The following is a 15419-nucleotide window of genomic DNA, read 5'->3' as shown; positions in this document are numbered from 1 at the left end:
CATGGTGGATGTTCCGGAGCCCATAAGCGACCTGTGGGACGCGGTCAAGAACGCAGGCGTTGCGGCTTTCGAATATCTCTGGCCTCCGGACAGCGAATCGGAGGTCAGTGCCCTGGCCGACGTATTCAGTGGTCTTGCCGCCGCCCTGAAGAAGGCCATCGAGGAATCAGGTGCCGCCGCGAGGAGCATGTCTGCCGACACGTGGCGGGACGCGGCGGGCTTCCACATCTACCACAACATCGACTCATACAACCAGGAAAGTCTCGGCCCGGTCGTTACCGCGCTGGAGAGAATAGCGGCCGATTGTCGTGGTTACGCCAAGCAGATCAGCGACGCCAAGATGGCGATCTGGGTGGAGATAGGCATCAACGTTGGGCTCTTCGCGCTCGCCTCGGCCTTCGGTGGGCCGGCTGGGGCGACGATGTTTGCGGCCAGGATGGCCAGGTTGATCTCGGGGCGGATGGCTTCCTTCGCTGCCGGTGTCGGTCGGTCGGTGAACGGGTTGGGTGGGCTCAGTCGGGTTGGTGTGAAACTCGTGGGCGAGATGGTGCAGGAGGCTGCCGAGGAGACCTTCATCGACCTTACTTCCCAGGCCGCGAGCATGGTGCGCGGCTACGGCGGCATCGATGCCAGGCAGACTCTGTCCGCTGCCGTGAGTGGTGCCGCCGGGGGAGTGATGGGCACCGCCGTCAACAAGGCTGGGATGCATCGACTTACCGCAAAACTGGGGGACGTGGTTGACAAGAACATTTCGAAGAAGCTGGCCCCGTATGTGAGTAAAGGCACCAACGCGGTTGTTGTCAACGGTGCGACGTCGCCGCTTGCCAGTGCAGTCGGGCAAGGGGCGGTTTACAAAGAGTGGGAATTGCCGAGTGGGGAAGCCTACCTCGGTAATGCGGTAGTCGCCGGCTCGATGGCAGGGATGCGTACGACCGGCCAGGTCGCCGGCGGTCAGTTGTACGAGCATCACACCGGAAATCCGGTGCCGACGTGGGCGGACGTCGTACATGAGCTTGAGGGGAATACCGGCACGCCGCAGGCCGACGCCTCGGCAAATGACGACAAGCCACCTGACGATCCGCCGCAACGCGTGTCTCCGGTGTGGGGCGAGATGTCGGACAGCGGGGCGGGACCGTCGGCTGCCGACTCCGGTGGCAACGAAGCGTCGGAGTCATCTGGCCAGACCACATCGGGCTCCGCTGCTGAGTCTGAGTCTGGCCATGGTGCCGATGCCGGTGCGGGCAGCAAGGAGAATGACTCCAGCTCGACCGGGTCACCACCGGCGGACCGGACCGATCAGGTAGCCGGAGCCAGCCCTACAGCGGTGACCGGGACGGCGTCGCCCACTACGTCCGCAGCGGGCAGCTCCACATCGTCCCGCGCTGGCGGAAGCACGCCGCAGCACGCTCCTGGTGGCTCGAACCAAACCGCTTCGGGAACTGGGGAGCACACCGACAGCGCGTCGAGCCACGCGGGCTCAGAGTCGGACCTCGGCCACGACGAGCCTTCCGCAGCGTCGGAGACATCAACCGAGGCGACGTCCCCGACGGATGCCGTACCCCCGACGGATGCCGTACCCCCGACGGACGCCGCACCTCCGACGGATGCCGCACCTCCGACGGACGCCGCACCCCCGGCCGATGCGGTGCCGCCGGCTGAAGCTCCTATCGAGCAAGCCACAACAGATTCGGACAGCAACCAAACCGGGCGCTCGGAGCATCACGACCAGCCAGCCCAGCCGGGTCCCACCGGTGTCCAGCTTCGTCCCACCCCCGATGTTGGCCATCCCGCCGAGCGCACTTCACCGGCACAGACTGCCGCGCGCCGCCCGTCGCCGCCGAGAACGCAACCAGAAGCGGTACCAGAGCCGACAGTGAACCCCGAGGCCACGGATCCGAGCCCACTCCGTGCAGCGCAGGGCGAGCACGTCGGATCCGAACAGGACCGCAAAACGCCAGCTTCCGGGGTCGAAGGCGGACGGTCGAATGATCCGGAAGCGGAATCATCGCGCGAGGAACAGGTTGGCGAAAGGGGCGCTGAGCCGTCCCCACAGCCCGCAGATCAGGCCGCGCGGTCGGCTCCAATCACGCCCGGGGAGATCGCCGTCGACGATGCGCAGTCGGTCGGAGCCGATCGGCAGGCGGATCAGAGCGGGCTGGTCAGCAACACCGACACCTCGCCGGACCTGCTCGAAACGCTGCGGCTCGACCAGTACGACGCTGACGCAGCGGCGATCGCGGAGCAGGTCGCCGTGATTCGATCCGGCTTGGACAGTGGCGATGTGTTGAGGGCCGACGCGTTCGTCGCGGCGCTGCCGACCCCGATCGTGCGACTGGCGGCGGCGCTGGACGAGGCCAGCGCGGCGTTGGACCGGCGGGTGGCGAGGCGACTGAAGCAGGCGGAGGAGGCCCGGAAGGAGGAGGCGGAGAAGCGGGCGGATTTGGCGGGTCCGAATCGCGGCGATCGGGGTGCCGCCCGGCGACGCAACGACGCGATGAAGGAGGCCGATCAGCAGCGGGACAACGCGGCTCGGCACAAGCGGATTGCCGATGCGTACCGGCGGGCGTCGGCTCAGGCCGTTGTGGCACGCGACGCGTACCGCGAGCTCGCAGCCGGGGTGGCCAGGGTTCGAGAACTCGGCGATCTCGACTCTGCCGGCCGGGTCGAGCACCTCCCGAGTCTGGTGACGCAGGAAAGAGCAGCGGCAGCTCAGCTTGGGAAGTACCGGGACGCGCTCGACGCGGCCCAACCGCCGGCCCGGGCACTACATGTGGCGGTACCAACCGGGTGGTTGCCGTTCCAGAGAGCGTTGACTGACCGGGTCAACGACCTGCTGCAACAGCATGGTGTCGACGCCACGGTGCGGCCGGATACGTTCGGCTGGAAGTTGCGGTCACGGTGGCGTGAGGTGTCGGGCCCAGAGGGCGCCGTCATGCGGCTCGGCATCAGGACCGTCGGCGAGGTCCGCATCCGGTTCCGGCCGGGTACCCCGGTCGAACTGCTCGACCCGCCGACGAAACCGTCCGAGATGATGATCGGCCAGTTGCCGCAGGGCAACCTGGCGCAGAATGCCACCAGCTCCACTGCCTCCGGTTGGTCCGTCAACATCCCGGCTAGCAAGATCATCGCAAGGCTACTGGCATCGTACTCGGGCGACGGAAGCTGGCGAGACGCGGTGGGACAACTCGCCAATTTCGTGAAATTCGATCTCGGCGGCGGACGCGGCTGGACCACTTCCGTTTACGGCGGCGGGAACAGCCACTCGTTACTGGGTGCGGTCACCGACGACCGTGGTGACACCACCCTGTACGACGTGGATGGCGTCTGGGAGGTGGCCATCCGTACCCCGGCCACGATGCGGAAGGCCAGCCGCGACAGGAGTGGTGGGGGATGGTCCCCGACGCAGACGGTCGACAGCGGTGTCGACGGTGACCGGGACAGTGCGCGGCTGAGGGTCGGGCACGTCTACACCGAGCACAGCCCGGCCGGTACGGTGCGGATCACACCAGCGTCCAATGCCGAGCCGACGTCGTTCCCAGAGGGCGTGACGACCGGGATGACCGGGTTGGCGGACCTGAGCGACGAGGCGGCGTACGCGCTCCAGTTGACCGACTTCGACGTAGCTCGGCAGCAGGTGCGTGACCTGGTGACCCAGGAGCTTCCGGCGCGGCTCGCCGAGGCGGTCAACAGCCCGAACGGGCTGTTGCGGGTGATCACCGCTGGTGGCCGTCCGGTGGCGGTGGTGCAGGCTCAGGTGGAGTTGGGAGTTCAGGAGGGTACTGATCCGGCGGACCGCCGGTGGGATGCGGAACCGGTCGGCAGGGCGAGTCGTTGGACCTTCCTGGAGTGGCTGAGAGTCTCGTTCGACAACGCCTTCGGGTCAGTGACGAAGGGCAGATCTGGTTCGTGGTACTCCACCCTCGGTGGGAAGGCCACCGCAGAGGATGGTCTGCCGGATGGGGCGGAGTTCAGTTTCGGCGGCAAGTATTCGCGAGGCAGGAACAGAGCTTTCACGACCAACACCGGGGTGACCGGGATCAAGCCCACGGTGAATCGTAAGTCCGGTCACAACCAGGGCTACGAGCTGCGGAACATGACGGTGACGCTGCGAGTCCAGCGGTTGAAACGCAACGCTGGGCCGGTGACCCTGAGCACCACAAGTGACGCCCTGTTCTTCACCACGGAGTCGGATGCCGCCCGGTTCGGGCTGCCGGTCGACGAGGCCGCCGTGGTGGGGCATCGGGACGGTGTGGCGATGCTCCGTGATGATCCGGTCGATGGCCCTCCGCCGGGACGAAACGCCGAGCTGCCGAGCTGGCTGGGGCGTGCGGGGGCGCCGGGGGCGGGGCCGGCCCTGGTGCAACGGTTGGCTGGCGTGGATGGGCCGGAAGGTCTCCGGGCGACGCTTCAGGCCAAGCTCGAACAAGACGGGTGGCTGCCGAAACGAGACGAGAACGGGTTCCCGAAGTTCTCCCGCAACCTGCTGAAGGCGGCATACGAGGCGGCGAACCTGCGCGTGGTGTCGGAGTTGACCGCAGCCGATCTGGAGGCCCGGTACGACCAGGTGGCCCAGGATGGGATCACCATGTCGCTCGTGCGCTATCGGACCGGGTTGGCGCCGGAGCACATCACGTTGCGGGTCCAGTTGACCCAGGACTTCGACACTGCCACGTACGTCGGGCTGACCAGCGCGGACACGGTGGTCGGCCTGGACATCGGGTCGGACTCGTTCGGCCGTAGCAGCAACGAGTCGCGGGGTCACTCATCGTTCGGGAATGCGGGCGGCGGCGTCGCGCTGGACAGCGGCGAGGGGGCACCGACCGGGGGAGGGGCCGAGGGGGGCGGCAACCGGGGACGCGGCGCGGGCCGGTCGGTCGGTGACACGGTCAACCAGGTCACCCTCGTGGAGAGTGCGGGCCCGTCGGCGATCTTCCGGGTAGGGCACGGGCTACGGGTCGAGCGGCTCGATGACAACGGTACGGCGACCGAGCTGGCCCGCGCTTCGGGTGAGGCACGGGTGCTGCTGCCGGCCGACCTGCTGCCGGAGGACGGCTCTCGCCAGCAATCGAGTGTCCCGGCGCCCGGAACGGCACCGATCACGTCACGGCGGGTGCTGCGCGCGGCCACCATGATGCACATGGATGGGCGGTTCTGGGAGCAGGTGCAAGCGGTGCTCCCCAAGGCCAGCCAGCCCGGCTCTCCGGGCTACCTGCACCTGCGGAGCTTCGCCGGTATCCGGAACATGCTCGCCCATCCGGAGTGGTCGTCCACCGACTACCGAACCGAGTTGGCGGTGGATCCGAGCGGGCCGCGACCGCTGCGGTCGACGTTGTCGTTCCGGGGTACCCCAGGTGGCTCCGAATTCGTCTCCGCGTCGGGCCTCATCCTCGGTGACATCAACATGACCCTGGCCAGCCAGGGCCACACCTTCGCGGCGAACCATGGCGCCGGTTGGGGCGGGTCCGGCACGGGAGGCATTCGCGGCACCGGCGCGGACCCGACCAACAAGGACGACGACGAAAATGGCAACACCAAGCTCGGCTACTCCAGTTCTCACTTGCGCGGCGAGTCGCTCAGCTCGTTGCAGATCAACGCGCGTGAGCGGTTGGTCATCGACACCGACATGGCGTACGTGTTCCGGATGCCGGTGGATTTCGAGGTCACCGGTACGGAGCATCACCTGACCGGGGCGCGGACCGACTCCCGTACCGTGACCCGATCGGTGGTGTATGCGCTACCGGAGCGGATCGCGCTGGCGTTCTACGCGTCCGGGGAGCAGTCCGTACCACTGGATGTCGTCGCGGACGCGATCACGCGGTACGCCAACGGTGACCTCAAGCTCGATCGGTCCATCGTCGTCGACGTGCTGGGCCGTTACCGCCAGGACGTGCGGGCAGTGGGTGGACAGGTGGTAGCCGAACTCGGCCTGCCCGATGCCCGGTTCCAGACCGATGGCGGGCTTGCCGACCGGTTGGCCGACCGGTTGGCCGAGGCGTACCCCGAGGTGACGGTCCCGCCGGAGCACACCGATCCGACCACCCGAATCCGCTATCTCGTGCTGCGGGCACCAACGATCATCCCCATGCAGGATCTGGCACTGCCGGAGCACCTGCGCGACGCGGTGGGCGACAGCGGGCTCGGAGCCGTCGACCTGACCGACACCGATGGCCGTTCGGTGGAGATGTTCGATCAGGTGATGGAGGTCCTGAACACGGTCGCGCCGTACGCCACCGACCAGCTGCCCGGCCTGCACCAGGGGTTGACCAGCATCCTGGCCGGTGGACGGTGGACCGGCAACATCGACAACATGCTCTCCTCGGATGGGCTCCAACTCTCCTTCCAGGTGCCGCTGACCAGGTGGTTCACCGAGATGGTCACAATCCGGGTAACCGCGACTCCCGTCGACGGCGGGGTACGGACCGGGCACAGTGCTACCACCGGTGTGATCAGCCAGGACTACAGCTACCTGGAGTCGGGGCGGACCGGGAGCACCGGACGGGGGCCCGGCGGATCGCTGTCCGGCGATGGCAACCCGGGCGGCGGCTTCGACCACACCCCGGCGGGCGGCGTCGGCACCGGTCGCGGCCGGTCCGGCAGCGGCACCACAGGTGAACAGCTCACCCGGGTCCAACGCGCCGGATACTTCGACGGCGGCGTCGACATGTTCAGCCGAAACTACCAGTTCACCGTCGAAGTGACCCGGTCCCGGCCCCGCCCGGTGGAGCGGCTTCTGCGGCTCCCCGCCGATCTGCTCCGACGGCGCGGCGTACCGTATATCTCGTCGGCATCTCTCGATGCCTCAGCCGAGTTGTTGGTCCCGGCGGGTCTGGCCGTACCGAGGCGGATCTTTCAGGCCACACAAGACGCGAAGGTCAGCCCGCCTGAGGTCCGTTCCGCACCCCGAAGGAAGCCGGAGCCTACGAGTGTGGCCCGACTGCCGGAACGCTACAAGGTCAGCTCGGTAGCCGCTGGAGAGTTGCTCGCCACGATCCGGGAACATCTGGCCGACAAGAGCAGGCTTGGCAAGGCGGGGATGGCTGCCCGAGATTCTGACCTGACCCGGCAGTTCTCCGCCATCGTGCACAACTCGATGCTGGAGAAGATCACTAGCCCGGGTGGGCACGACGTGGTCACGTTGCCGGTACCGGGCAAGCCAGGCCGAGCCTGGCGAGTGCGGGTCGAAGCCACGGCGCATGACCTGCGGATCGCCCAGAAGGTCGTAACCGACCACATCCCCGAAGCCGAGCCCAACGCCGGAGCAGAGGGGAACTACGAGGATCGGCGGCACCGTCCACAGGTCGAAATGGGTGAGGTCGATCGGAGCCAGCACCTGCTCAGCCAGAGTAGTGGGCGTGACCATCTCGTTCCGGTCACCGCGAACTTCGGCGATACACAGACGGCCATTGGCGAATCCAGCCAGGGCGTCAACTTTGGCGACAACGCCAGCGTGGGCCGGTCGATGAGTGCCGGCGTCCGCAACGAGACCACCAACAACGAGAAGGGCCCGGTGACGGTCGTCGCACTCGAACTCCGCTACCAGGTGACCCTCGAGGAGGTGGTCGTCAAGCGTAACCTCGGTGAACAGGTGAGAAGCAGCGAAAAACTGGGTCCGATCATCGGCCGTGCCTATCTCACCATGCACGACCACTACGTGACGGAAACACTGACCCGACCCGAACCGTCCAAAGGACTCAGCGGTGCCCAGCGCGATCGGCCTGGTGGCCCCTCGCCGCAGATAGAACCGGTTTCGACGTACGGGAAGCCGGATGGAGACGGTTCCACTGCGGATGGGCGGAGCACCGCCGCCGCAGTGCCCGGCTCGACGTTCCATGGGTTGGGCCGTCCGACCGCCGATCCCGCGGCGGTCTGGAACCGGGCCCGGACGGTGTTCCCCATGGTGTCCGGGATGGTGGGGGCCACCGACATCGTCGAGGTTGGTTCGGGACAGTACGAGATCCGGCCCGCTGGATCGCCCTCGATTCGGGTCCGGCTCGCGGTGGGGCCGTTGGACGGTGGGGTCGTGGCGCAGACCGTGCGAAACGTCGATGGGACGTTCACGGTGACGGTGTCGGACCGAGCCGGTGACAATGCGGTGCCCCGCGCCGTGGCCCACGAGGCGGCGGAGTTGGTGGCGTTGCAGGTCATGGGGCAGTTGGCTGCTCCGCTTGAACCAGGCAACGTCCACGGGCCGATCGATCCAGCTGGGCTCAGCGCCCACGACCACGGCCGGATGGCAGAGATTCGCCTCCTCGCCGCGCAGTACGGCACCGCCGACGCGGATGGGCGACAGAGTATTCGCGCCGAACTCGCCGCCCTGACCGAGCACCTGGGGCTCGTACCCACGAGCGAGGACGCGGCTGCCCGCCGCAAGCTACTGCCGCTCGACGTGGTGGCATACCTGAACCAGCTCACCGTGCCACCCATAGCACGGTCGCAGGTTGCGGCGGTGGTCACCGGCGAGTCGGATCTCACCGAGCTGCAACGCTACCGGAGGTACGACTATCGGGCCCGGTTGACCGATTCCGGAACGGTGTTGTCCGGGGCCGAGTTGCGAACCCGGCTGCACGAGTTGGCGATGTCCGCCGAGGACACCCAGGCCAGCCTGCCGAGGCTGCCTGCGTACGCCGGGCAGATCCTCCGGCTTCCCGACAACCTGCTGGCCCAGATCCGGGCGGTGAACCCCCAGTTGGCCGACCAGGTCGCCCAGGAAGGGGTGTACATCGACCTGACCGGTCGCTTCGACCTGCGGCCGTACGTCCCGCCGGGCCCGCCAGAGGTCAAGGTGCGTGGTGCCGAGCCGGCCTTCGATCTGCGTACGGAGGCGGGGCGGCAGTCGCTGCTCGAAGAGGACCGGGCGCGGGCCCGCGCGACCCTACGAGCCCGGTACGCCGGGGACCCCACGGGGTTGGCGGTCCTGTCCACCCACAACTTCCACTACGTGGGCGGCTCCCGAGTGATGGTGCTGGTGTCGGACGCATTGACCTCGGCGCTGCGTACCTTCTTCCCGCCGGTTGCGGGCCACTACCAGGAGGGGAGCGCGACCAAGACAGACCAGGACGAAACCAGCGCGCTCGCGCACCGGGTGTCACTGCCACCGTCGCCCAACAAGCCCGCGCTGGGCTACGGTCGGCCGGTTGATTCCGAAACCGGCCAGTCGATACCACTGTGGAACGGCATTCCAGGTCGTGAGCAGGTCCAGCAGGGTCGACTCAACAACTGCCCCATGGTGGCGAGCATAGGTGCGGTGGCCTCGCACAGCCCGGACACCATCCTCGGGCTCTTTCAGTCACACCCCGACGGCAGCGTCGATGTGGTCCTGCATGAGAGCACGCCGCCGGGTGAGCACACCAAGCCCACGGGCCGCCGGCTACGGATCACGGTCTATCCCGAGGTGCCGGAGACCGCCAGCGCACCCGGTCAGGCGGCCTACGCGACGCAGAACGCGGTCGGCGCGTCCTGGGCATCGATCCTGGAGAAGGCCCTGGCGGCCGTTGACCGGACCTGGACCGACCAGCGACGCGATAACTGGCAGCAGACTTGGGCAACCGTGCACAAGGTCACTGACCCGGGCAGCGCCGCCCCGCTCGGCTACGCCCGGCTCAGCAGCGGCCTGAATGCGTGGCTGGTGGCCGAGGTGCTCACCCAGTTGACCGGAGAACCCGCTCGAATGGGGCGATTCGACTCAACCCCGGGGCAGGAGCAGGCTGTCGAGGCCCGGTTGGCGACGCTACTCGCCGCCGGTAGTCCGGTGGTGGTGGGGACCATGGGTAAGGACGACTACCCGGAGCACCAGCAGCAGAAGCTGCCGCACGATCTCATCATGACGCATGCGTACGAGGTGATTAAGGTCGAAGGCGGATTCGTGCGGTTGCACAATCCGTGGAACCGCCGCCATCCGAGCCCGATCCCGATTCGGGAGTTCCTCGACCTCATGGCACCGGAACACACATACCTGGACCGCGTACCCGTGACTGCCCCCGCCCAGCCGCCTACCTCGCCGCCCTTCCATGCCAACACCCAGTTCCGGCCCGACGAGGACGACCCTGACTCCACCTTCGCCTATTTCGCCCAGACGTCGCCCGGCGGCACGGTCGAGGGCTTGACCGTGGTGCAGACGGGAGCGTTCGGCCAACGGTCCACCGGCTGGACGACCGGCCATCCCGCCGCCGACGCCGGTGGCACGCCGCCGGTTGGCCGGATCGAGGCGGAGCGGATCGCGCAGCAGGTGCTCGGCTTTACGCTGCCGGACGAGCCGACGTTGCTCGCGATGCTGGGCGGGTGAAGGCCCGATGAGGAAGCCGGAGGGGATTCCCATGAGGTCGTTCACCAATGTCGAGGTGATTCCCAACAACGTACCGGTGGATCTGGGGCCGGCACGGCTGGGCGTGGGTTGGGTCGCCCCGGGCCCACCGGTCTCGGCGGAGATCATTGTGATGCCGACCAGCGGTCCGGACAGCTACGACGTCGTGGTCAACCTGAGCGAGACATTTCCGGTCGGCGAGGAGGTCTGGCGCTTCGCCGACGTCAACTTCGACAACGCCAATCAGTGGCAGGTCACCGTCCGCCGGGTGGACGCCGACGAGCCCCAGGACCCACCGCGCGGGTACGTCTGGGACCCGGCCCGGCTGAACCCCTACGGCCGCCTCGGCGAAGAGCAGTTGGCCTCGGTCGAGGCCGCGTTGGGGCAGGACCTACCACCGAGGTATCGGCGCTGGCTGGCCAGGAACAACGGTGCCTCGCCCGCCGTCGAGCACCATGGTGCCGGTCTGCCGTTCCGGCTGCTGCCGGAAACCCCATTGCTCGGTGTGCACCCCCGCCATCCGGCGATCGACCTGGTGGCGGCCCAGGAACTACACCGTGATCGGTGGCTGAGCCGGGAGTATCTGGTGATCGCCGTACCGTCCGGCGGGTTGCTGGCGGTCAAGGTGAACCATCCGTACGGTGACGCGGTGTGGTTTCTGCCCGAGGACGACCGGTGGGCTCCCACCGCCAGTGCGGGCGCTGCGGACCGGGAGCAGCGACTGGTCTACCTGGCGCAGGACATCAGCCACTTCATCGGTCGGATGCAGCCCGTGCCGGCCGCTCCGTCCGAGAAGATCGCCGCTTCCGACTCGACCGACCTCAACTGGTGGGAGCAGCCCTGACCCTCCCGGTCCCGGTGAGGTCTCCGGTAGCCCGGAGAACACCACCAGGCAATCGCGGGTTCGCCGTCAAGGACCGGCCCCGGCTCCGTCATCCATGCCCCCCGATGCCCAGCCTCCGACGATCCTTGCGACCGTACTGCAGAGGTCACGTAAGCTGTCCGCATGTCCGGATCGACCAAGGTTGATCGTACGGCTGGCCGGTTCGGCGCGGTGCAGCTGGTTGCCATCGAGGCCACCGCGATGGCTGGCGCCGCCGCCTACATGCTGACCCCGGCACTTGGCGGGATCGTGGTCGGCACGGCGCTACTGATCGCGATCGGGGTGCTGTGTCGCGTGCGCGGTCGATGGGTCTACGAGACGCTGGGCACCCGGTCGCGACTGGTCCGCCGGCGCCGAGCCACACGCAGGGCCGCGCGCCAGACAGCGGAGTTGGCGATGCGGGACACCACGCCCGACCCGCGCCTTGTCGCAGTGGCACCCGGGCTCACGGTCACGACCGTCCCCCACCGCTCCGGGGCGTTCGGCGTGGGACAGGACCCGCTGGGGTGGTTCGCGGCGGTCGCGGTCCTCCCGACGCCCGCGGTGTCCGGTGGTGGTGGCGTCCAGATAAGACCATCCCGGCTGGCCGAACTCGCCGCTGAGCCGGCACTGCCGGCGAGTTCGATTCAACTTGTCGTCCGCCATCGACCGTTGCCGGCCGCGACGCTCCATCCTGAATCGGCGTGCGCCGCGTCGTACCGGGAACTGCAAGAGGCGGCGGCGCAGGTCCCCGTACACCGTGAGGTGTGGCTGGCCACGCGGCTGAACCCGCGGCTGGCCGACGGCAGCACCGCCTGGTCGGATCAGGACCAGGCGGACTGGAACCGCGACACCGACGCACCACCATCGATCATCGGCACCCACGACGCACTCTGAGCCTCTCGTCGACTGCGGCGGTGGCTGGATCAGGCGAGCCATGATCGTTGGCAGCTGAGCAGTGCGACACGCCGACACGACCGCAGCTCACACGCATCCGATCGGATCTGTCTGCGGTCGCCGCCGGGCCGCGCTGTCATACTCAAGCATCAATCTGTCGAGGCTGGGTGTCGCGGTGATGGTGTGCGGTTCCGAGTACTAGGTCCACTGGAGATCATCCGGGACGGACGGCTGGTGCCGGTCGGCGCGCCGAAACAGCAGACCCTGCTGGTCCTGTTCCTGCTGCGACCGAACCGGGTCGTCACCGCCGACTGGTTGATCGACGCGCTCTGGGACGGTCGTCCGCCCGCCAGCGCGGGCATGACGTTGCGTAGCTATGTCGCCGGGCTGCGCCGGGCCGTGGAGCCGCACCGTTCGCACCGCGCGCCCAGCCAGCTCCTGCGCGGCCACCTCAAGGGGTACGAGTTCCGCGTCGACCCCGACGCGATCGACGCGAACCGGTTCGCTCATCTGGTGGACACAGCCGCGGTCGCGCTCGCCACGGGAGATGCCGCAGCGGCGGAACACGGCTACGCGACGGCACTGGCGTTGTGGCGCGGTGAGGCACTGGCCGGGGCGGCCGAGCTGAGCGCCGTACGGCCGGAGGCGACGCGGCTGACCGAGTTACGGCTCAGCGCCGAGGAGGGCCGGTTCACGGCGGCCGTGGCCGCCGGCCGGCATGCGAGCCTCCTGCCGGACCTGCACCAGTTCGTGGCGGCCAACCCGCTACGAGAGGCGGCCCGGGTGCAACTCATGCTCGCGCTGTACCGGTCCGGACGGCAGACCGAGGCGCTGGCGGTCTTCGAAGAGGGACGGCGCATCATGGCCCGCGAGTACGGGCTAGATTCCGGTGCCCAGGCCCGCGACCTGCACCGGCTGATTCTCGAACAGGCCGTACCGCCCGCACCGGTCCCACCGGCGGTGGTGGTACCCGGTCCGGTGGTGCCGGCTGCATCCGACCCGGCACGGGCCGCGCCGCCGACCATGACGACGGCCCTGCCGGTCGGCGGGGCGGAACAGTTGGTCGGCCGACAGGTGGAACTGGCGTTACTGGAAAACGCGCTAACCGAGGCGAGCCGTCGGGGTGGCCGCGTGGTCGCGGTGGTGGGCGAGCCGGGAATCGGCAAGACCAGCCTGGCCGCTGCCATCAGCGAACAGGCGACTGCCGACGGTGTCCCGGTGGTGTGGGGACACTGCCCCAACGTCGGCCAGTCACCGCCGTTCTGGCTGTGGCGACAGGTGGTGCGGGCGCTCGCCGCGATGCCGCAGGCCGGTACGACCGGATCGGCGGCGTCACTGGACGGGTTCACTACCGGACCTCTACACGGGCTGGACGGTGTTGCCGACCCCGATCCGGTGGCACGGTTCCACGCGTACGAGGCCGTGGCGGAACTGGTACGCACGGTGGCCGACCGGCACGGGCTGCTCATCGTCCTGGACGATCTACATGCCGCAGACCCGGACTCGTTGCTGCTGCTGCGGTTCCTCGCCACGGTCCTGTCGAGCACCCGCGCTCTGGTCCTCGCCACCCTGCGGCCGTACGAGCATCACCCGGTGTTGGCGGCGACCGTGGCGGAACTGGCCCGGGGCCCCGGATTCACCCAACTGCGGCTGGCCGGGTTGGCTGCCCCGTCGGTCGCCGACCTGGTCCACCGACGGACCGGAGTGTTGCCCGGGGAGCGGCTCGTGGCCCGCCTGGTGACCCGTACCAGTGGAAACCCGTTCTTCATCACCGAACTACTCCGATCGGGGACTGACCCGGGCATCGGAGACCTCCCGCCGAGCATCCGGGACACGGTCCGGCTCCGGCTCGGTGAACTGCCCGAACCGGCCCGTGCCTGTCTTGATCTGCTCGGCGTGGCTGATCGCCAGCTGGACGTGAACACGATGGCGACGGTCCTGGAGATGACGGCCGAGGAGATCACCGACGGGCTGGTGGTGGCGTACACGGCGGAGTTGGTCATCGAGGCCGGACCGGCGACCACCCGGTTCCGCCATCCGCTCTTCGCCGAGGTCACCTACGCCGAACTGCCCCCGCCGCGCCGGGCCGCGTTGCACGCCCGCCTGGCCATGGCCTACGAGCGGGCCGGTGATGTCGCCCCGGCCGAGCTGGCCCACCACTACGGCCAGGCGCTCGGGCTCGGCCACGGCGCGGACCACCTGCGGTGGTCGCTGGCGGCAGCCGACGACGCGACCCGGCGGTTCGCCTACGAGGATGCGCTCAGTCAGCTGGACCGCGCCGCGCTCCAGTTGTCGCCGGTCTCCGCCGGTTCGCCGTCGTCGGCCCAGATCGAACTCGCCGTCCAGCTCCATCGGGCCGCCCTGCTACAGATGACGGTGGGCATCGGTGCCGACGCGGTCGACAGCGTCTGTTCCCGCGCCCGGGACCTGCTGGCACTGGTCGGACCGAAGGCGGACATCCGGCCTGCCCTCTGGGCGTTGGGTGAGCTGGCTGCCAACCGGGCCGACTACGCGATCTGTGCCGAGCTGGCCGAGCGCCTGGTCCGGGCCGAGGACGGCGAAACCGGCCCTACCGTCGCGGCCGGCGAATACCTACTGGGTTCGGTCGCCTACTTCGCCGGCAACCTGGCTGCGGCCGACCAGTGGCTCACCTCGGCGATCGACCGGCTGCGCGCTGCCGATCCGCAACTACTCGGCCAGCAGATCGGCCGTCGTCCAGCACTGGCGGCGTACAACTTCCGTGCGCTGGTCCGGTCGCTGCGTGGCGACGCCGCCGCTGCCCGCGCGGACATCGGCGACGCCGACCAGCTCGCCGAGGAACTCGGTGACCCGTACGGGCGGGCGAACGCCGCGCTCTACGCCGCCTGGATGGCAATGCAGGAACACGACGTGGCCACCGCTCTGGCTGCGTCCCGTCGGTGTCGCGAGATCGGCGAGGCCAACGGTATGCCGCACTTCGTGGCGACCGGCACGTTCTTCTTCGAGTGGGCCACCGCCCGAAGCGGGGATAGCGCGCGGTTGCCCGCGATGCGTGCCGCAGCCGAGGGGATCTACCGCCCCGGGTTGCGGGCTACCCGGACCGTCACCTTCAGTGCGATGGCCGAGGCCTACCTGGCCGCGGGCGAGCTGACGACCGCAGCGGTCCTGGCCGACGAGGCGCTGGCCGTGGCCGATCGGCTGGGGGAGTCCGTCTTCACCGCCGAGCTACATCGGATTCGGGGTATCGCGTCCAACGACCCTGCGGAGTTGGTCCTCGGTGCCCGGATCGCTGCCGAACAGGGTGCCGGGCTGCTGCTGGCCCGCTTCACCACGCCGGACGGACCATGAGCCGACCTCGGTCGGCCCCTGGGCTGACGTCGG

At 68.7% G+C, this 15419-nt stretch carries 4 protein-coding genes; all 4 read left to right on the top strand.

Going from position 1 to position 15419, the window contains the following annotated elements; genetic code table 11:
* Window positions 1–4 precede the first annotated feature (4 nt).
* The 4 genes from FHR38_RS00550 (at window position 5) to FHR38_RS00535 (ending at window position 15386) form a co-directional block, all read left to right on the top strand.
* Window positions 5–10282: a WXG100-like domain-containing protein gene (locus FHR38_RS00550; RefSeq protein WP_184531812.1), complete on the top strand. Its 10278-nt coding sequence runs from the start codon at window positions 5–7 to the stop codon at window positions 10280–10282.
* Window positions 10283–10313: 31 nt separating this feature from the next.
* Complete coding sequence (locus FHR38_RS00545) at window positions 10314–11144, top strand: DUF6406 domain-containing protein (protein ID WP_184531810.1); 831 nt, start codon at window positions 10314–10316, stop codon at window positions 11142–11144.
* Window positions 11145–11306: 162 nt separating this feature from the next.
* A complete protein-coding gene (locus FHR38_RS00540; protein ID WP_184531808.1) occupies window positions 11307–12059 on the top strand; it encodes a hypothetical protein in 753 nt (250 codons plus the stop codon).
* Window positions 12060–12242: 183 nt separating this feature from the next.
* Window positions 12243–15386, top strand: coding sequence for an ATP-binding protein (locus tag FHR38_RS00535; protein WP_184531806.1), 3144 nt, complete (start codon window positions 12243–12245; stop codon window positions 15384–15386).
* The last annotated feature ends 33 nt before the right edge of the window (window positions 15387–15419 follow it).

It is taken from the genome of Micromonospora polyrhachis (assembly GCF_014203835.1).
In the GTDB taxonomy this organism is placed as follows: Bacteria; Actinomycetota; Actinomycetes; order Mycobacteriales; family Micromonosporaceae; genus Micromonospora_H; species Micromonospora_H polyrhachis.
The sequence above is the reverse complement of the archived record's forward strand: the minus strand, read 5'-3'. Positions and strand labels throughout refer to the sequence as shown.